The sequence below is a fragment of the Herbaspirillum sp. NPDC101396 genome, assembly GCF_044767365.1.
In the GTDB taxonomy this organism is placed as follows: domain Bacteria; phylum Pseudomonadota; class Gammaproteobacteria; order Burkholderiales; family Burkholderiaceae_D; genus Herbaspirillum.
This window is the reverse complement of sequence record NZ_JBIWNT010000004.1, coordinates 183830-203452: the sequence shown is the minus strand read 5'-3', so window position 1 is coordinate 203452 and position 19623 is coordinate 183830. Positions and strand designations below refer to the sequence as shown.

Genomic DNA, 19623 nt, shown 5'->3' with positions numbered 1-19623 from the left:
TATTCCCATCCAAGCTCAATGAACGGGGAATAGCAAACATGAACAGTCCTGGCAGCGCCCAAAACGACCTCTACGCCTGGCGCGAAGATATCTTTTCCATCCTCAAGAACGGCGGCGTCAGCCAGGTGGCCTATGTGCCCGATGCCGGCCACTCGCACGTGATCAATCGCGTCCACGAAGAACCCGGCATGCACCCCATCGTGCTGACCACCGAAGAAGAAGGCGTCGCCAGCGTATGCGGCGCCTGGCTCGGCGGCGAGCGCGCAGTGCTGCTGATGCAAAGCAGCGGCGTCGGCAACTGCATCAACATGTTCTCGCTGGTGAACAATTGCCGTTTCCCTTTCCTCGCCATCATCACCATGCGCGGCGAATGGGCCGAATTCAATCAATGGCAATCGCCGATGGGCAAGGCCACTCAGGCCGCCATCGAACTGATGGGCATCACGGTGCTGCGCGCCGACCGCCCGGAAGAAGTCGCGGCCACGGTGTCGGCCGGTTTCGACGCCGCGTTCGAAGGTGGTGAAGCCGTCTGCGTGCTGCTCGGCCAACGCCTGATCGGCAAGAAAAAATGGGAGGGAAAATGAGCCAGCAGAATCAAGCGAATCAACGCACTGCACACATCGACCGCCGCGCCTTCGTCAAGCAATTGATCGCGGCCTGCCCGGATGCGCTGGTCATCACCGGCCTCGGCTCAGCAACGTATGACGTCTACGCCGCCGGCGACCGCCCCGAGAATTTCTACCTGTGGGGCGCGATGGGCGGCGCCGCTGCGGTCGGCCTCGGACTGGCACTGGCGCAACCCAAGCGCACCGTACTGGTCATCACCGGCGACGGCGAACAACTGATGGGCATCGGCGCGCTCGCCACCATCGGCGCGCAAAAACCGTCCAATCTCAACATCATCGTGATCGACAACGGACACTTCGGCGAAACCGGCATGCAGCGCAGCCACACCAGCCTCGGCACCGACCTGGCGGCAGTGGCGCGCGGTTGCGGCATCGGCAAGGTGGTCACGATCAACACGCTGGAGCAGCTGCCGTCGCTGGCCGCCGACATCAACGCACGTTCCGGCGCGCTGCTGGCGCAAGTGTTCGTGCAAGCCGACGAATTGCCGCGCGCGCTGCCGACCCGCGACGGCGTCTACACCAAGAACCGCTTCCGCGAAGCACTCGGTTTCGGTCCGGTATAAAATTTTTCAGCTGTGCGTTCAACCCGCCTTCTCCGGCGGGTTTTTTATGGCGACTGCCATGGCTATTGCAACAATGAGCAATCGCGACAGCAAATAAAAACGTCCGCACACGGCGGACGTTTTCTGCAACCACTGCTTCGATCTATCTACATTTTATTTCCACAGACTACACTTCGATTCCGCCTTGCTCATGTAAGCCGCATCGCCCGGGATCGTCTGCACCACCTTGGCGTAATCCCATGGATATTTGGAGTCCGCCGGGGCCTTCACTTGCATCAGGAACATATCGTGCACCATGCGGCCGTCCGGACGGATCACACCGTTGGTGGCGAAGAAGTCATTGATCTTGTTCTCGCGCAGGTAAGCCATGATCTTGTCCGGATCGGTGCCGCCGGTGGCCTTGACCGCCTTCAGGTAAGTCGACGTGGCGGAGGCGTCGCCGGCCTGCAGCGAGCTTGGCATGCGCTTGGTCTTGGCGAAGAAGCGCTGCGACCAGGCGCGCGATTCATCGGTGCGATCCCAGTAGTAACCGTCGGTGAAATACAAACCCTGGGTCTGCTGCAAACCGAGCGAATGGATGTCGCTGATGAACATCAAAATGCCGGCCAGCTTCATGGTCTTGGACACGCCGAATTCCGAGGCGCCCTTGATCGCATTGATCAGGTCGGTGCCACCGGTCGACAGACCCAGCACCTGCGCCTTGGAAGCCTGCGCCTGCAGCAGGAAGGACGAAAAATCGCTGGCGCCGAGCGGATGCTTGACCGCACCCAGCACGGTGCCGCCGTTGGCGCGCACGGTGTCGGCGGTGTCCTTCTCCAGCGAATTGCCGAACGCCACGTCGGCCGTCAGGAAATACCAGGTCTTGCCGCCCTGCTTGACCATCGCCGTGCCGGTGCCGCGCGCCACCGACATGGTGTCGTAGGTGTATTGCACGGTGTAGGCGTTGCACTCTTCGTTGGTCAGGCGCGTGGTGCCGCTGCCGGAAGAAATGAAGACGCGTTTCTTCTCCGCCGCGATCTTGGCGATGGCCAGGCTGGCGGAAGAATTGGTGCCGCCGATGACCAGGTCGTAACCGGCGTCATACCATTCGCGCGCACGGGTGGCGGCGATGTCGGCCTTGTTCTGGTGATCGATGACGGACAGTTCGATCTTCTTGCCGTTGACGCTGCCGCCGGCGTCGGCGATCGCCATCTTGATCGCTTCCACGCCGCCCGGACCGTCGATGTCGGCGTACACGCCGGAAATGTCGGTGATGAAACCTATCCTGATGGTGTCGCCCGCGGCAAATGCCGCGCCTGCCGGCGCCATCATCATGCCGGCGGCGATCGCCGCCGCCAGTGCTGTCAATCTCATGCGCATTGTCTTCTCCATTATCATTGGTATGGCCGCAGGTGAACACATGAGGATCTCCATGGCGTTCAGTCCCGGGGTCGATTTCGGATGGCTGCATTCCATCCGTCGGCGCAGAAAACTTAACGCGACCGACACGCCATGTCTAATACCTGATTGTGATCGGCTCATTCCCGATTGCTATGGAAGGACGCCGCATGCAGAAACGTAATGGCGCGATCACAATCAGGTATTGGACGGCGGCGTTTCGCCCGTGCAATGCTGGCGTCTGCCATCGGTGCGGAGGTCGTTTTTTCTTCGTTGCGCCGCCGCATGCTTCTTCCGCAATTCCGCAATTTTCTTTACCGCATTTCTCTTTACAGAAGGCTGACCATGATCGAGTACAAGAACCTGATCGCCGGCGAGTGGGTCGCAGGTACCGAGCGCCACGACAACATCAATCCGTCGGATACCAATGAAGTCGTCGGCGTCGCCCTGCACGCCAGTGCGGCACAAACCGCCGACGCCGTTGCTGCAGCGCGGCAGGCGCTACCGGGCTGGTCGCGCAACACGGTTCAATTGCGTTCGGACATCCTCAGCACGGTCGCCAATGAATTGTTTTCCCGCAAGGAAGAATTGGGTGAACTGCTGGCCCGCGAAGAAGGCAAGACCCGCGCCGAAGGCATCGGCGAAGTGGCGCGCGCGGCCAACATCTTTCGTTTCTTTGCCAGCGAGGTGGTGCGCATCCGCGGCGAAAAGCTGGCCTCGGTGCGGCCCGGCATCGAAGTCGAAATCACGCGTGATCCGGTCGGCGTGATCGGCGTCATCACGCCGTGGAATTTCCCAGTGGCGATTCCCGCATGGAAGATCGCGCCGGCGCTGGCCTTCGGCAACACCGTGGTCTTCAAGCCATCTGAACTGACCCCGGCCAGCGCCACCGCGCTGGTCGACATCATCGCCCGCGCCGGAGTGCCGGCCGGCGTGATCAACCTGGTGCACGGCGCCGGTGCGGTGGTCGGCGACGCCATTCTGGCTGGCGTGGATGCTGTCACCTTCACCGGCTCGGTCAAGACCGGCGGCCAGATCGTGCAGCGCGCGACCCAACGCATGATTCGCGTGCAGGCGGAAATGGGCGGCAAGAATCCACTGGTGGTGCTGGACGACGCCGACTTCGACACCGCCGTCAATTGCGCCGTCGACGGCTCCTTCTTCCAGACCGGCCAGCGCTGCACGGCGTCGAGCCGCCTGATCGTCACGACCGGCATCCATGACCGCTTCGTCGCCGCCGTCGCCGAACGGCTCGGCAAGATCGTCACCGACAATGCACTGAAGGCCGGTACCCAGGTCGGTCCGGTAGTCGACCGCCGCCAGCTGGAACAAGACTTGCGCTACATCGACGTCGGCATCGCCGAAGGCGCGCGCGCCGTGGTCAAGGGCGAGCTGTTGCAACGCGCGACGCCGGGACATTACCTGTCGCCGACGCTGTTCACCGAGACCTCCAACGACATGCGCATCAACCGCGAAGAAGTGTTCGGTCCGGTCGCCGCCGTGATCCGCGCCAAGGACTACGACGAAGCGCTGCACCTGGCCAACGACACCGCCTTCGGACTGTCGGCCGGCATCTGCACCACCTCGCAAAAGCACGCGCGCCACTTCCAGGCCAACGCCGAAGCCGGCCTCACCATGCTTAACCTGGCCACCGCCGGCCTCGACTACCATGTCCCGTTCGGCGGCCGCAAAGGATCGAGCTACGGACCGCGTGAACAAGGCACGTATGCGATCGATTTCTATACCATCGTCAAGACCTCATACCTGAGCGTGTAAGGCGACAACATTCAGCAAACGACAAATAGAAAACAAAAAACCATAAGGAGACAAGCATGAGCAACAACCTTACCGTCGGTTTCGTCGGCCTCGGCCGCATGGGACTGGGCATGGCGTCCAACCTGCAGCGCAAGGGCTTCGCGCTGACAGTGTTCGACATCAACGCCGACGCCGTCGGCGCATTGGTCAAATTGGGCGCCAAGGCCGCCGGCAGCATCGCCGAAGCCTCGCGCGACCTTGACGTCATCGTCACCATGCTGCCCAACACGGCCGTGGTGCTGGAAGCCGTCAACGGCGCCGACGGCGTGCTGGCACATGCGCGCAAGGGCGCCATCGTGATGGACATGAGCACGGTCGAACCGGAAGCCACCGATGAACTGGCGGCAGCCGCGCTGGCCGGCGGCAAGTCCTTCGTGGATGCGCCGGTGGGTCGCCTGGCGAGTCACGCCGATCGCGGCGAATCGCTGTTCATGGTGGGTGGCACGGAGGCCGATTTCAACAAGGTGTTGCCGCTGCTGCAGGCGATGGGCACTACCATCCATCATTGCGGCGCGGTCGGCACCGGTACCCGCACCAAGCTGGTCAATAACTACCTGGCGGTTGTTTCGTGCCAGCTCAACGCGGAAGCGCTGACGCTGTCGCAACGCTTCGGCCTGTCATTGGAAAAGACCCTCGACGTCATATACGGCACCACCGCCACCAACGGCCAGCTCAAGATTGCGTGGCCGGACAAGGTGCTCAAGGGCGACATCGCGCCGGGCTTCACCATCGACCTGGCGCACAAGGACCTGACGCTGATCGTCAGCGCCGCCAACTCGGCCAAGTCGCCGATGCCGATCGGTGCAGCGGCGCGCGAAGCGTTCAGCACGGCGCGTGCGCGCGGCTTCGGCGGCAACGATTTCTCGGCGATGGTGGATGTGCTATGCGACCTGTCGAACACGCCGAAGGCGCGGCTGGCCAAGTAATCACCAAGCAGTCGCAAAAAAAAGACCGCAAAAAGCGGCAGCAAGGCATTTCGATCATGCCCTGCTGCCGCTTTTCATTGCGGAAGACGGTAAGTTATTGCGCCTGGTCCTGTGCGCCGGCGCTGCGGCCCTTGCCGACGAAGGCCAGATTGGAGGTATCGGTCTTGAACACCTGGTCGATCAGCTCCATGCATTCCTTGGCGGCGGACAAATAGTCCTGCTCGCCGGGAAAGCCGTTCGAAAGGTTCGCCAGCTTGCGCGCACGCTGAACCGATTCCAGCGCATCGTCGCGCGTCAGGTAGTTCTTCCGCACGAGAATGGCGAGGATGTCGAGGGTAACCGCGTAGTTCGCGATGCAATAGCTCAGGGAAATTTCGTTGTTGGTGCCACCGTTGTTGCCGCTCATTGTAAGCTCCGTTCTTGTGTCTGCGAGGGATGGGAGAAGCTTACGGCGACAATGTTGTTAAAGGTATCAGGAAATTCCCGATGCCTCTGCCTCCTGAGCCGCACCCGCTTCCCGCACCACGGTGTGAACGAAACGCAACTTTTCCAGCACCGGGGTCGACAGCGTAAATGGATACGAATCCGGCATGCCGATGCTGCGGTTGAGGCTGTTGAGTACATAGGTCAGCGCAAACCACTCGCGCGACAGTTCGTCGAAGCTGTCCTCTTCCACCGGCGAGGCATCAATCACCAGCTGCTGCTCCCCCCGATGCTGAGGACGCAATTGCACGCCACAGGAATAGGCGGTTTCAAGCGTGTCGAACATGTGCAGGTAATGCGCCCAGGTTTCAGCCCAGTCTTCCCACGGATGGCTGCTGGCATAGACACTCACGAAGTTCTGCTCCCAGCCTTGCGGCGGACCGTTGTCGTAGTGGCGCTGCAGGCTTTGTCCGTAATCGGCGCTCTCGTCGCCGAACAGCGCCCGAAACGCATCCAGCCGCGGCGTGCCGGCGATCAGGCGATCGAAATAATAATGCCCGCTTTCATGGCGAAAATGTCCCAGCAGCGTGCGATAGGGCTCGGCCATCTGCTCGCGCATCTTCTCGCGGTAGGCCGGATCGGCTTCGGCGATGTTGATGGTGATGACGCCGTCGGCATGGCCGGTCATGATTTTTTCGTGCGGCATGTCCTGCAGGAATTCGAAGGACAGTCCGTTGCCGGCATCCTCCATCTTGGGCGGCGGTTGCAAGCGCATGGTCCAGAGCGAATGCAGCAGGCGGCGCTTGGCGACCTCCAGCCGGTGCCACAACAGGCGATTGTTGGCGACGTCGAGTGAAGGAATGACGGTGGTCAGGCGACAAGAGGCGCACAGCTCGTGCTCGTCCTGGTCGTCGAGCATCCAGTTGCACACTTGTTCCTGCGCATAGTTGCGGCATTGCCGGAACAGCTTGCCGGCATTGAGCGGATTGACGCTGCGCCAGCGCAACGGCGTTTCGGAAGGGCTGGCTGCCTCCGCCACCTGCGAATCGGTAGTTACGTCGGTAGTTACGTCGGTCGATACGTCGGCCTGCACCCCGGCCAAAGCATCAACAGCTGCATTAACAGCTGCATCGACCTGCTCCTCGGCGTGGTCGACCGGCGTAAAGCTGCTCATGATCTGGTGTTCGGGCTGATAGCCCAGCATCCAGCCGCAATGATTGCAGACGGTGTTCTCAAAAAAAACCTGCTTGCTGCAATTGTCGCAGTGGAATGTCTTCAAGGTGCGGGAGCTCCAATAACAAGGTCTTCAGGCGGCGCTGGATGCGTCTGCGTACGCATCAATTGCACCGGGATGGATTTGGCGGCCGGCACTTTGCTTTCCCTGGCATGGTGCGCCAAGGGAATCAACGGATTGAGTTCAGGGAAATATCCCATCACGCAACCGGCCGGAATATCGAATGCATGCACGCGCAGATTGGCGACGCTGCGCGCGATGTCATCCTGCGATACGGTCGAGGCCGTCACGAAATCGCCTTCCTCCAGCGCCAGTCGGGACATGTCGGCGGCATTCATCAATAATACCTGACGCGTGCCGTGCACACCGCGAAAGCGATCGTCGAGTCCGTACACGGTGGTGTTGAACTGGCTGTCGCCGCGCGTGGTCATCAGCCGCAGCACGTCCGGGCCGTCGGCAGGCATGTCGGGATCCTCGTCGAGGCTGTCGGGCGTGATGAAGTTGGCCTTGCCGTTTTCGGTCTTCCACTTGCGCTCGCGCGCCGCCAGCGGCCGCGCAAAGCCGCCGGGCGTCCACATGCGTTCGTTGAAATCATGGAAAATTTCGGGATAGGTTTCGGCAATGGCGTTGCGGATGCGCGAGTAGTCGGCTTTCCAGGCGTTCCAGTTGACGCGCGGATTGGGGATCAGGATGCGCTTGGCGATCTCGGCGACAATCGCGACTTCGGACAGCAAATGTTCCGAGGCCGGCTTCACCATACCATGCGACCCGTGCATGCAGCCGGTACTGTCTTCGACGGATACGGCTTGCGGCCCGCCGGCCTGCCGGTCGATTTCAATCCGGCCCAGGCACGGCAGCAGATAAGAACGGCGGCCGTGGATCACCGAGCTGCGATTGAGCCGCGTGACCACCTGCACCGTCAGCGGAATCTTGCGCCAGGCCGGCTCCATGCGGCCGTGGTCGGGAATGGCGCGTACGAAATTCCCGCCCAGCATGAAGAAGGCCGAGATTTTTTCCTTGAGGATTTCTTCACAGGCTTCGACGGTATTCAGGCCTTTTTTCTCCGGCACATCAAAGCAGTACTGCTGCTTCAGTTTTTCTTTCGGCACCATATCCGGCTTTTCGGTGATGCCGACGGTGCGCTGGCCCTGCACGTTGGAATGGCCGCGGATCGGGCAGATGCCGGCGCCCGGCCGGCCGATATTGCCGCGCAGCAGGAGCAGGTTGGTCAGCATGTGGATGGTGCGCACCGCTTCGCGATGCTGAGTCACACCCATGCCATACATCAACATGGTCGAGCGGGCGTTGGCGTAGGTCTGCGCGGCCTGTTCCAGCTCGGCGCGCGAAACCCCCGAGCGCCGTTCGATCTCGGTCCAGTCGGCACTGCGCGCGGCGGCGGCGAATTCTTCGAAGCCGGCCGTATGGTCGGCGATGAAGCCGACGTCGAGCAGGCGCGGCTGGCGCGTTTCACGGGCGACGTCGTCGGCTTCGATCAGCCACTTGGCCATGCCCATCACGGCGGCCGTATCGCCTCCGATCTTGATCTGCACATACTGCGAGCTGATGGCGGTGCGCGCCGGGGTCAGCATTTCCAGTGGCGATTGCGGATTGACGAAACTGACCAGGCCGCGTTCGCGCAGCGGATTGAAGGTGATCACCGGCGCGCCGCGCTTGCGCACTTCTTCCAGAGAATGCAGCATGCGCGGCGCATTGGTGCCGGTGTTGTGACCGAAGAACAGCAGGCAGTCGGTCGCCGCGAAATCATCCAGCGTGACCGTGCCGACCGCCACGCCGATGGTCTTCGGCAAGGCCACCGAAGTCGACTCGTGGCACATGTTGGAGCTGTCGGGAAGATTGTTGTTGCCGTACATGCGCGCCATCAGCTGGTACATGTACGACGTCTCGAGCGAGGCGCGGCCGGAGGCGTAGAAGACCACCTTCTCGGGATCGGCCGCGCGCAACTGCGAGCCGATTTCATCGAAAGCCTTGTCCCAGGAGATCGGCAGGTACTTGTCGCTGGCGTCGTCATAGCGCATCGGATGCGTGACGCGACCGACGGCTTCGAGTTCAAGGTCGGACCAGCTTTCGAATTCGGTGACGGTGTGCTGGGCGAAGAATTCCGGGGTGGCGCGCTTGTCGGTGATTTCCCAGGCGGTGGCCTTGGCGCCGTTCTCGCAAAATTCAAACACATGCGGATCGGCCGGCTTGGCCCAGGAACAACTGACGCAGGCGAAGCCGTCAGACTTGTTCTGCTTCATCAGCACGCGCGTGCCGGCGGTCAACACGTGTTCCTGCATCAGGATGGAACCCAGCGCGCGCACCGAACCCCATCCGCCGGCGGCGTTGGTGTATTCGGTGAAACTGGCTTCTTCGGGAATGTCTTTGGTCTTCATGCGCTTCTCCGTACCGACAAGGCCGGCGGCATGAACGGAACAAGCAGGTGCCGGGCCAAAGCCATATCATCCGCCAGCCCGGCCGGTTTGGATGTAGGCCGGGAGCCGATTTGCGTACAGCGCCTGTCCTACAAAGCAACAGCCGCCGGCATTGAGGCGTCCCAGACTTACTCTGGCAACTTGCCGAGATCGATCGGCTCGGCCGTGGATTTGCCGTTGTGGCGCGCACGGAAGCCGGCGGAGAAAGCGTATGCCGCCTTGCGGATCCGCATGATGGAGCCGATCGGCCGATGCGCGGCGACACCGTGCCAGGGGCTGAACGACATGCCGTCGTCAATCGCCTGCGACCGCGCCTCGCTCCAGGCCGTCTGACGCGGCACGTGGATGCGCGCGACCGTGACGTAGGGACTGGTGTCTTCGGGCCAGACCACGGCGGCATCTTCGATCGGCATGTGTTCCAGGTCGGTACACAACTGCACGCGCAATTCCCACTCCGCATCGTTGACCGCGAAGAAATCGCATACGGCTTCACGCAGGCCATCTGGCTTGCCGCGCAAGTCGACCTGTGCACCGGTCAGCGCTTTCAGGTTGGCCGAGACCGGCGCCACCGAGATCTTGGACATGAACGGTCCGCACAGCAGCGGCGCCTGGCTGTAATAGGTTTCGCCCAATACATGGTTGGGCGGATGACCGCCCATGGCCATCAGGGTGCTGCTTTGCTTGCCGGCCGATTCGAGCATTTCCTCGGCGCCGCGCAGCAATAGCGACAAGGCCTGTTTGAGCTTCGGCGCCTTGTCGGTGGTCTTGGCCAGCAGCTTCAGCGTGCCGAGGAATTTCTTGGCGCTCGAGACGGCAAACGCCGGCCCGTTGACCAACACGAAATCCTGGGTCACGTCCGCTTCGGAATCGGGCAGGCGCGAGCCTGACACGCCGACGATCTTGATCGCCATACCGCGCGGCGTCGAGACCTTGTCGTCGAGCATGTCGCCCGGCGTAGTCGACAGCCGCATCACCAAGGGATAAATACCGGGACGGGCGAACACGCCGTGCGCCAGCGTCGCAGGCAAACCTTCGAGCACCTCCAGCTCGCCGCGCAGCAGGCCGTGGCTCTTGGCGTGCACGCTGCGCATGGCATGGCCGGAGTGCTTGAAGGTGGTCTCCGAAATTTCCTTGAGCGCGGCGATGAGGCCGGCTTCAACCTCCTTCTCGTCGGGTTCAAGGAGTTCGTACGCCGGATCGTAATAGATAGGCGCTGCGAGACTGCGATCGTCTGGCTTCATTGGCGTGTCCTCCGGTGATGGCTGATGAGCTAGATGCTGCGTTAATGCGTTAGCCCGTATTAGCGAGTACCGCCGCCTGCGCCTACGCCTACACCCAGACCGCCTGAGCCGCCGGAGCCGCCTGCATTGCCCGAGCCGCCCACGCCGACTGAAGCGCCGACGCCGCCGCTGCCGCCGCCATTGCTACTTCCCCCGCCGTTCACGCCCACGCCTGCATTGACGCCGCCGTTTGCGCTGCCATTACCGGAGCCGGAGCGCGTGCCGGAATTGACGCCGCTATTCACGCCGCCCTTGACACCGGCGTTGCCGCTGCTGTTGACGCCCGAACCGCTGCGTGTGGAAGAACCGGAACCGCCGGACGCGCCGCCTGATACGCCGCCATTACCGGAAACGCCTGCGGAACCCGACGAGGATCCGGACATGCCGGAACCCGAAGTCGAACCGCCCACGCCAGCGCCACCGGAACCGCCCGCAGCGCCCGAAGCAGCCTGTGCAAAAGCGCCGCCGCTGAGCGAGGCAGCGACCAACAGGGTCAGAATACGGATGGATGTCTTTTTCATGGTATCTCCTTGATTGGATAAATGAAGACGGTACCGCCCATGCAGGGAAGCGCATAGGCCGAGAAATTCCGCCGCTGACATCGAGCCTACGCGCCCCGGGGCTGCCGGTCAGTCGGACAAGCGGCAAATCCTTGTCGGCGAACGCTGGATTCGGGCATCGGTCAAGCGCCACAGGACTTGTGATGGCAGCTATCAGGCCTTCTCCTACAAGCAAAGGCGGGCTTTTCCTCTAGCCGCTATCGCGCCGTCGCACAACACTGCTGGTTCACCGTCCCGCAATCCGCTCCACACGCTCCATATTCATCTGCGCGACGGCCATGCCTGCCTTGTTTTCCGCAGCAGCCGCCGAGCGCCCCGTTTTTGGGAGACCAGCCATGTCCGACACCGTCACCACCATGCCGCCGCAACACCAGCAACACCAGCCCGGCGACGAGTACCTGATGAATCCCAGGCCGCATAGCATGCCTCGCCTGCAAGCTCCCGGCACGCGCCTGAGCCAGAAGGTCGCCCTGATCACCGGCGGCGACAGCGGCATCGGCCGCGCGGTGGCGCTGGCGTTCGCCGGCGAGGGCGCCACCATTGCCGTGATCTACCTGGACGAGCACGAGGATGCCGTCGAAACCCAACGCCTGGTGCGCGAAGCCGGTGGCGAATGCCTGCTGTATCCGGGCGACGTCGGCTCCGAGAAATTTTGCCGGGAAGCGGTCAAGGCCGTCGTCGACCAATGCGGCCGGCTCGACATCCTCGTCAATAACGCGGCCCAGCAGTTTCCTTCCAACGACATTGAAAAGATTACGGAAGAGCAGCTCGAGAAGACTTTCCGCGTGAACATTTTTTCCATGTTCTACATGGTCAAGGCGGCGCTTCCCTATCTGGTTTCAGGCGCGCGCATCATCAATACCGCCTCCGTCACCGCCTATCGCGGCAGCGCCCACCTGGTCGATTATTCCGCCACCAAGGGGGCTATCGTGGCGTTCACCCGGTCATTGGCGCAACAATTGGTCAAACATGAAATCCACGTCAACGCGGTCGCCCCCGGCCCGGTCTGGACGCCGCTGATCCCGGCCAGTTTTTCTGCCGAAGAAGTGGCAAAGTTCGGCGCCAACGTGCCGATGAAGCGTCCCGGCCAGCCCGACGAGATCGCGCCGTCCTACCTGTTCCTGGCGACCGAGGGCGCGTCCTACATGACCGGCCAGGTGCTGCATCCGAACGGCGGCGAAATTATCAACGGCTAATCATCAACGAATAGTTTTCCGCGGCGACGGGCATAATGGATCGGGAATCGCTGCTACCGCGCCACTGCACCACAAACCGGCCTGACAACAAACATAAGAAGACCAAGCAATGACAGAAGCACCGACTGCTACCGCAGGCTCACCCGCCCCCTCGCCCTTGCCACCTTCGGGATCCGGCCGTCCGCTTTTGCGGCTTGCCTTGCGCATCGTGTTGTGGACGCTTGCCGCAGTACTACTGCTCGGCGCCGCACTGCTCATTGCCGTCGCCACGGTGGACTGGAACGTTGCGCGCCCCTGGGTCAGCCGCAAGGTGGTCGAACTGACCGGACGCGAATTCGTCATCGGCGGCAATCTCGAGGTCGGCTACACACTGGGCCTGCCGACCGAACCAGGATGGCATCGTTACGTGCCGCGCTTGCGCATCACCGGCGACAACGTTCGCTTCGGCAATCCATCGTGGGCCAGCACCGGTCCCAATCTCGCCACCGCCCGCCGCGTCAGCGTGGCGCTGCATCCGCTGCCGCTGCTGAAACATCGCGTGGTGCTAAGCGACCTGATCATGGACACGCCGATGCTGGCGCTGGAGCGTGATGCGCAGGGTCGTCGCTCGTGGCGGCTGCGCGACCCCGACCGGCCGTCGCCGTGGCGGCTGGAGGTGTTGCACTCCAGCTTCAGCAACGGCGACCTGGTCTATGTCAATCGCCTGCTCGATCTCGATCTCAAGGCCAAGGTCACCTCGCTCGATGACGCCAACGCCAACGCCAGCGGCCCGGCCACCGGCCAACGCTTCGGCCTGCAGTTCACCGCCACCGGCACCTATCGCAAGGCATCGGTCAACGGCAGCGGCAAGGCAGGCAGCCTGCTGGCGTTCACGGCGGAACATTCGGTGTTCCCGATCCAGGCGCAGGCCCTGCTCGGCAAGAACAAAGCCAGCATTGACGGCATCATCAACGACCCGCGTGCACCGGCCGGGCTCGACCTGCAGCTGACGCTGGGCGGCGACAGCATGAGCGATCTTTATCCGGTCACCGGCGTGCTGCTGCCGCAAACGCCCGCTTATGAAACACGCGGCCGCCTGATCGGCACAAAGAACGACGGCATCTGGCTCTGGACCTATGAGAAATTCAGCGGCCGCGTCGGCGACAGCGATCTGTCCGGCACGGCGCAATACCTGCCGCGCCAGCCCAAGCTGCCGCGGCCGCTGCTGCGCGGCACGATCACCTCGCAACAACTGCGACTGGCCGATCTCGGCCCCTCCGTGGGCGCCGACGCCGCTTCCAAAAAGCCGGGACGCGACAAGCTGTTGCCGGACAAGCAGTTCCGCGCTGAACAGTGGAGTGCGCTGGACGCCGACATCGCCTTCAAGGGCAAGAAAATCATCAGCAGCTTCGCCGCGCTGCAAGATGTGGACACCACCATCCGCATGCAGGATCGCGTGCTGACTTTGGCGCCGCTCAACTTCGGCTTGGCCGGCGGCAAGGTGACCACCAACATTTCTCTGGATGGCAGACATCAGCCGATTGCCGCGCAGATCAAGCTGGCCGCGCGCCAGGTCAAGGTGCGCGAGCTTTTCCCGAAACTGAAATCGATGCAGGCCAGTTTCGGCGAGATCAACGGCGACGCCGCGCTGACCGGCCACGGCAATTCCATCGCCGCCATGCTGGGCACTTCGAACGGCGAAATCGGCGCGGTCGTGAGCGAAGGCGCCGTCAGCAAATTCATCCTGGAAGCGGCTGGCCTGAATATCGCCAACGCCGTCTTCGCCAAAGTGTTCGGCGACAAGCCGGTGCACCTCAACTGCATGGTGGGCGACATGGTCGTCAACCATGGCCGCGCCGAGGTGCGCCGCTTCATGCTCGACACCGACGACACGCGCGTCGACGTGACCGGCGGCGTCGACCTGAGCCGGGAACAACTGGACCTGGACGTGCGTCCCAAGAGCAAGGGCGTCAGGATCTTTTCCTTGCGCACGCCCTTGTATGCCAAGGGCAGTTTCGCGCATCCCGACATCGGTCCGTACAAAGGTCCGCTGGCGCTCAAAGCCGCCGCTGCCGGTGCGCTGGCCTTGCTGGCGCCGGCTGCTGCGGTGCTGCCGCTGGTGAGCATGGGCGACAAGCAGGACAACGCCGACGACTGCGCGCTGGCGATGGCGAAGACCGCGCAGACACGCGCCCAACCGCATTCTGAGCCGACCGCTGCACCGGCCAAGCCGGTCACGCAAGGGGACATGAAAAAGCCGTAACAGGAGAAACCGCATGCCCGACATCGAGACGCAACAACCCAAGCACACCACCGTCACGCCGGCCGGCAAGATCGTCGTCGGCGCCGTGCTGGCGACCGGACTCGGTCTGCTGTTTGCAGGCCTGCGCGGAAAAAGAAAGCAACGGACGGTAGCCTCCGCCGCCGCCCTGCCGGCGCCGCGTCCCGTGGCGGCGCGCAAGAAAATCGTCCATCCGCGCAAGCCCGGCTTCCTCGAACAACTGGCCCCCTTGCTCACCACCGTGCTGCCGATGATCGCTTCATGGCAAGCGGAACAAGGCAAGCGCGCAGCGCACGCCTCGCTGGAAAAGACGCGTGAATCTGCGGCGCTGGTGGAGGCTGCTGCAGCGCTGACCGCCGAATCGTCGCAACTGCATCCGTCCGAGGGCGGCGTCATCAAGATCCAGCCGGGACCGTGGTGGCGCCAGGCATGGCAGTTCGTCCACGCCGCCGTCAACGCCTGGCTCGACAATTTTGCGCCGAGCATGGGTGCAGCGATCGCCTACTACACCATGTTTTCCATCGCGCCGATCCTGATCATCGCGATCGCCATCGCCGGCATGATTTTTGGCCAGGACGCCGCGCAGGGAGAAATCGTCGAGCAGATCCGCAGTATCGTCGGCACCGACGGCGCCATCGCGGTGCAGGTCTTGCTGAAGTCGGTCAGCACGCGCTCGGATGGCGTGATTGCCACGGTGCTCAGCGTGATCACGCTGGCGGTCGGCGCCACCGCAGTGTTCGCCGAGCTGCAGAGCGCACTCGACCGCATCTGGAAAATGCCCACCGTGGCGCGCCAGAGCAGCATCTGGACGCTGGTGCGCACGCGCCTGCTGTCGTTCGGCCTGATCCTCGGGCTGGGCTTCATGCTGATGGTGTCGCTGGTGGTCAGCGCCGGGCTGGCGGCTCTGGGGAAATGGTGGGGCGGCTGGTTCGAAGGCTGGACCATCGTCATGCACGTAGCCAACTTCGTGATTTCGTTTGCGGTGTTCACCGTGCTGTTCTCGGCGATCTACCGCTTCATGCCGCGCGTGAGCCTGTCATGGCATGACGTGCGCATCGGTGCGATGGCGACCACGGTGATGTTCATGATCGGCAAATACCTGATCGGCTTGTACCTGGGGCGGACCGGCATGAGTTCCGGCTTCGGCGCGGCCGGATCGTTTGCGCTGCTGCTGGCGTGGATCTATTACTCGGCGCAGATTTTCCTGCTCGGCGCCGAGTTCACCTGGATCTATGCCAACAACTTCGGCTCGCGCCAGCCGCGCATTTAGAACGGCTAGTAAAACACCGCTGGCGGCGTTGCTTCTCCCGGTTCAACTTAACTGAGGTACTTTCGTACTGTCTTGGTCGGCGCGCCTCGCCATCGACATTTTTGTTAGCCGCTCTTCATTATTTTTATGCAGCCCAGCGTTGCGCCAGCGCCGCCAATTCCGCCTTGGCGCGCACCAGCGCCGTTTCGCGTTCCTGCACGGCGCTGAAGGTCAGCGGCTGGGCATCGACGAAGGTCGGCGACGGCACGCCCATGAAGGCAAACGCCGCGCGCAAGGCCGGCGTGAGCGCATCCATCCCCGCCAGTGGAGAACCGGGGCGCAGGTCGGCGCCGCGCGTGGTCAGGAACAATACCTTTTCCGGCGCCAGCTGCCCCTGGTAGGAGCCGTCCGGGCCGACCTTGTAGGTCAGGTCGGTGCGCACGATGTTGTCGATGAAGGCCTTGAACGCGGACGGCATCGAGAAGTTGTACATCGGCATGGCGAACACGAAGGCGTCGGCATTCAGCACGCGCTCACATAGCGCGTCGGAGGCCGCCAGCGTTTGCTTCATGGCCGGCGTGCGTTGCGCTGCCGGCGTGTAGGTGGCGACGGTGAACGCCTCGCTGACGTGTGCGGGAGTATCGGCCGCGACGTCGAGGTAATCGACTTCAAGCGCCGGGACCTGCTGCTTGAGGAGGTCGATGAAGTGACGCGAGAGCGCGCGCGAGTTGGACCATTCGCGCTTGGCGCTGGCGTCGACGTGAAGCAATTTCATGAAGCTGTTCCTTGGGTGGACTTTGGTGGGACTTTATTGTGCGGGGGTGATGGATTTGCCGAAGCGCATGGAGCTGGTCAGCAGACCCTGGCGGAAATAGAAGCGTTGCGCCAGCGCATTGGCCAGTCCGGTGTCGAGCGTGAGCCGCACACAACCGGACTGCGCAGCAACTTCGCTGAGTGCATCCAGCAAACGCGCGCCGCATTGGCTGCCGCGCGCCTCTTCAGTGGTGATGAGGTCGTCGACGTAGAGGAATTTTCCGTAGACCAGGTTTTCTTGCAGGCGATAGCCGGCCAGCGCGATCGGCTGGTCGTCTTGCCATTCGGCCAGCAGGCGGTAGCCTTCAGCGGCCTGACGCGCCACGCGCTCAAGGAATTCCGCTTCGCTTTGCAGGTGCGGACGCAACTGCTTCATGACGGGATAGCAGGCGCGCAGGGCTTCCGGCGTATCGGCATGGCGCAGGACGGCGGGACTGTTGGACATGGACATCCTTCCAGGCAGAGTTGACAAGCCTGCATGGTAAGGAAGGTTTGGCACAACCGACAGAGCCAAGAAGCACAGATTTCACTGGGACATCGGGATGATCGGTCCGGGGTCCACCCTGCGGCCCTGCTTACATCGATGTCGCCGAGCGTGCCGCCTGTTCATACAGCCCCGACAGGATGCGCAGAAAACGCGCCAGTTCCTCCAGCTCAAAGCTCTCGGCCTCATCCCCGGTCAGGCCGGACACCAGCAACTGCTCGCGGATGTCATAGTAGCGCTTGCAGATGTCCTGCCCGGCCTCGTTGGTCGAGTACAGCACTTCCTTGCCGCGCTTCTCGGTGTTGACCAGGCCCAGCGAATGCAGCTTCTTGAGCGAGTAATTGACCACGTGCGTATCCTCGATGTTGAGGATGAAAGAAATGTCGGCCAGTTTCTTCTCGCGCGCGCGATGGTTGATGTGATGCAGCACCAGCACGTCGGTGGCGGTCATGTCCTTCATGCCGGCGGCGGAGATACAACGCACCATCCAGCGGTTGAAGGCATTGCTGGCGATGATCATGCCGAACTCGAACTCGCTCAATTCCTTGCTTCTCCCTGATGCCAGGTGCAACGACGATACGATGGGAACCTTGGCGACATTTTGCGCGAAGGTGGCTTTTACATTCTTCTTTGCGGGCGGCATAGCGCTGGCTCCTGATATGAGATTCTTGTGGGCGCCGGGCCCACCTCCAGCGCACCGATGCCGATGGTCTGGATTGCTCCGGGCGCCTCGATCTTGAAGATCGACACCGCGCGGCCCAGCGCCATCGACTGGTCATGCATGCTTTGCGCGGCGGCGGCGGCCTGTTCGACCAGCGCCGAATTTTGCTGGGTCATGTCGTCGATCTGTTCGATGGCGTCGTTGACCTGGCGGATGCCGGCGCTCTGCTCATCGCTGGCGGCGGAGATCTCGGTCATGATGTCGGCCACGTGTTTGACGCTGCGCACGATGTCCTGCATGGTGGTGCCGGCCTGGTCCACCAGCGTGCTGCCGGCGTCGACTTTCTTGACCGAGTTCTGAATCAGTCCGGCGATTTCCTTGGCGGCCGAGGCGCTGCGCTGCGCCAGTCCGCGCACTTCCGCGGCCACCACGGCGAAGCCGCGTCCCTGTTCGCCGGCGCGCGCCGCTTCCACTGCAGCGTTGAGCGCGAGGATATTGGTCTGGAAGGCGATGCCGTCGATTACGCCGATGATCTCGACGATCTGGCGCGAGCTGTCCTTGATTTCGCGCATGGTGTTGACCACTTGCGTGACCACGTCGCCGCCCTGCGTCGCCACTTGCGAAGCATTCATCACCAGCTGGTTGGCCTGGCGGGCATTCTCGGCATTGTGATTGACGGCATTGGTCAGTTCCAGCATGGAGCCGGCGGTCTCTTCGAGCGTGCTGGCTTGCAGTTCGGTGCGCGCCGACAGGTTGGCGTTGCCGGCGGCAATTTCGCGCGCGGCCACCGAGATGGCGTCGGAGCCGTCGCGCACCTGGGTGACAGCGTTGACCAGGCCGTCGCGCATGCCTTGCAGCGCGGTCAGCAGTTTGCCGGTTTCATCGTGGGCGCTGTTTTCGACGCGCACCGACAAGTCGCCGCCGGCGACGCGCTCGGCGATGTTGATGGCGGCGTTCAACGGACGCGTGATGCTGCGCATGACCGAATAGCCGACCAGCACCGCCAGCAGCGAGGCGATCGTCGCCATCGCAATCATCAGCACGCTGGCCGCGCTGGAGACGCGCTCCGCTTCCTGACCGGCCTGCTCCATGCCGTGTCCCTGGAATGCGATCAGGTTGTCGAGCGCCTTGAAGTACGCCATCTGGTAGGGCGCGATCTCCGGCAGGATCAGGTCGCGCGCCTGCTCCACCTGGCCGTCCTTGACTGCCGCCAGGAAATTATTAAGCACCGGCGTGTACTGCGCGCGCGCCGCGTTGACGGCGTCGAGCATGCGCTTGCCTTCGGCGGATGGCGTCTCGCGCGCAAAGCGCTTGAGCGTCTCGTCGATGACGGCGCCGGCGCGGGTGATGGCATCGAGCTCGCCCTTGATCTCGTCGACGGTGCTCATGAACAGCAGGTTGCGCATGCTGCGCGCGGTCTCGTCGAGCGCCCCCTTGACCGTGTTGGCCATGACCGTGCGCGGATAGAAATCGTTGGCGATGCTGCGGATGTTGCCGTTGATCTGGTTGAGGCGGTAGACGCCGATCACGGTCAGGCCGAGCATCAGCAGGATGACCACGCCGAACCCGAGGCCGAGGCGTTGTCCTATTTTCAGGTGAGACAGTTTCTTCATTTTCCACCCCTCAATGTTCACGACAAAAATACGCGTTGGTGCAGGTCCGCCTGGCCGACGGCTTTCCTCAAGAAAGAATCGGCCGCTTGCGGCGGGGATATGAAAATTCGC

The 19623-nt window shown here is 62.7% G+C and carries 17 protein-coding genes; 7 read left to right on the top strand and 10 right to left on the bottom strand.

Going from position 1 to position 19623, the window contains the following annotated elements; all coding sequences use genetic code 11:
• Positions 1–38: 38 nt before the first annotated feature.
• Together ACIROY_RS14770 and ACIROY_RS14765 are read left to right on the top strand one after the other, a co-directional pair.
• On the top strand, positions 39–584 hold the full coding sequence (locus ACIROY_RS14770; protein ID WP_402278093.1) for a phosphonopyruvate decarboxylase: 546 nt from the start codon (positions 39–41) through the stop codon (positions 582–584).
• A complete protein-coding gene (locus tag ACIROY_RS14765) occupies positions 581–1189 on the top strand; it encodes a thiamine pyrophosphate-dependent enzyme (RefSeq protein WP_402278094.1) in 609 nt (202 codons plus the stop codon). The genes ACIROY_RS14770 and ACIROY_RS14765 overlap by 4 nt, the downstream gene beginning before the upstream one ends.
• 153 nt (positions 1190–1342) lie before the next feature.
• Here the strand turns inward: ACIROY_RS14765 and ACIROY_RS14760 are convergent, their stop codons facing one another.
• The gene (locus ACIROY_RS14760; protein WP_402278095.1) at positions 1343–2548 is read right to left on the bottom strand and encodes an ABC transporter substrate-binding protein; all 1206 of its coding nucleotides are present in this window, start codon (positions 2546–2548) and stop codon (positions 1343–1345) included.
• Between the two features lie 363 nt (positions 2549–2911).
• On the opposite strand from ACIROY_RS14760, the gene ACIROY_RS14755 reads away from it, so the two are divergent.
• Positions 2912–4342: an aldehyde dehydrogenase family protein gene (locus ACIROY_RS14755; RefSeq protein WP_402278096.1), complete on the top strand. Its 1431-nt coding sequence runs from the start codon at positions 2912–2914 to the stop codon at positions 4340–4342.
• A gap of 56 nt (positions 4343–4398) precedes the next feature.
• Positions 4399–5307: an NAD(P)-dependent oxidoreductase gene (locus ACIROY_RS14750; protein ID WP_402342182.1), complete on the top strand. Its 909-nt coding sequence runs from the start codon at positions 4399–4401 to the stop codon at positions 5305–5307.
• Between the two features lie 94 nt (positions 5308–5401).
• Here the strand turns inward: ACIROY_RS14750 and ACIROY_RS14745 are convergent, their stop codons facing one another.
• The 5 genes from ACIROY_RS14745 to ACIROY_RS14725 all read right to left on the bottom strand — a co-directional run bounded on the left by ACIROY_RS14745 (position 5402) and on the right by ACIROY_RS14725 (position 11197).
• A complete protein-coding gene (locus ACIROY_RS14745) occupies positions 5402–5713 on the bottom strand; it encodes a hypothetical protein (RefSeq protein ID WP_402278098.1) in 312 nt (103 codons plus the stop codon).
• A 66-nt stretch (positions 5714–5779) separates the two neighbouring features.
• Positions 5780–7009: a putative zinc-binding metallopeptidase gene (locus ACIROY_RS14740; protein WP_402342180.1), complete on the bottom strand. Its 1230-nt coding sequence runs from the start codon at positions 7007–7009 to the stop codon at positions 5780–5782.
• Positions 7006–9357 (bottom strand): FdhF/YdeP family oxidoreductase, encoded by a 2352-nt coding sequence (locus tag ACIROY_RS14735; protein WP_402342178.1) that lies wholly within the window; start codon positions 9355–9357, stop codon positions 7006–7008. The genes ACIROY_RS14740 and ACIROY_RS14735 overlap by 4 nt, the downstream gene beginning before the upstream one ends.
• A 167-nt stretch (positions 9358–9524) precedes the next feature.
• Positions 9525–10637 (bottom strand): catalase family protein, encoded by a 1113-nt coding sequence (locus tag ACIROY_RS14730; RefSeq protein ID WP_402342177.1) that lies wholly within the window; start codon positions 10635–10637, stop codon positions 9525–9527.
• Between the two features lie 59 nt (positions 10638–10696).
• A complete protein-coding gene (locus tag ACIROY_RS14725; protein WP_402342175.1) occupies positions 10697–11197 on the bottom strand; it encodes a hypothetical protein in 501 nt (166 codons plus the stop codon).
• A 374-nt stretch (positions 11198–11571) separates the two neighbouring features.
• Here ACIROY_RS14725 and ACIROY_RS14720 point away from each other — a divergent pair, with 374 nt between their 5' ends.
• The 3 genes from ACIROY_RS14720 to ACIROY_RS14710 all read left to right on the top strand — a co-directional run bounded on the left by ACIROY_RS14720 (position 11572) and on the right by ACIROY_RS14710 (position 15962).
• Positions 11572–12432, top strand: coding sequence for an SDR family oxidoreductase (locus ACIROY_RS14720; protein WP_402342173.1), 861 nt, complete (start codon positions 11572–11574; stop codon positions 12430–12432).
• A 109-nt stretch (positions 12433–12541) separates the two neighbouring features.
• Positions 12542–14674, top strand: a complete 2133-nt coding sequence (locus ACIROY_RS14715) for an AsmA family protein (protein WP_402342171.1) — start codon at positions 12542–12544, stop codon at positions 14672–14674.
• Between the two features lie 13 nt (positions 14675–14687).
• On the top strand, positions 14688–15962 hold the full coding sequence (locus ACIROY_RS14710) for a YihY/virulence factor BrkB family protein (protein ID WP_402278105.1): 1275 nt from the start codon (positions 14688–14690) through the stop codon (positions 15960–15962).
• Positions 15963–16086: 124 nt separating this feature from the next.
• Here ACIROY_RS14710 and ACIROY_RS14705 read toward each other — a convergent pair whose 3' ends face one another.
• From ACIROY_RS14705 to ACIROY_RS14690, 4 genes are all read right to left on the bottom strand, one after another.
• On the bottom strand, positions 16087–16716 hold the full coding sequence (locus tag ACIROY_RS14705; protein ID WP_402342169.1) for an FMN-dependent NADH-azoreductase: 630 nt from the start codon (positions 16714–16716) through the stop codon (positions 16087–16089).
• 33 nt (positions 16717–16749) lie between these two features.
• On the bottom strand, positions 16750–17199 hold the full coding sequence (locus ACIROY_RS14700) for a GNAT family N-acetyltransferase (protein ID WP_402278107.1): 450 nt from the start codon (positions 17197–17199) through the stop codon (positions 16750–16752).
• A 130-nt stretch (positions 17200–17329) separates the two neighbouring features.
• Positions 17330–17881, bottom strand: a complete 552-nt coding sequence (locus tag ACIROY_RS14695; protein WP_402278108.1) for a winged helix DNA-binding protein — start codon at positions 17879–17881, stop codon at positions 17330–17332.
• The gene (locus ACIROY_RS14690) at positions 17857–19512 is read right to left on the bottom strand and encodes a methyl-accepting chemotaxis protein (protein WP_402342167.1); all 1656 of its coding nucleotides are present in this window, start codon (positions 19510–19512) and stop codon (positions 17857–17859) included. Before ACIROY_RS14690 ends, ACIROY_RS14695 begins: the two co-directional genes overlap by 25 nt.
• Positions 19513–19623 lie beyond the last annotated feature (111 nt).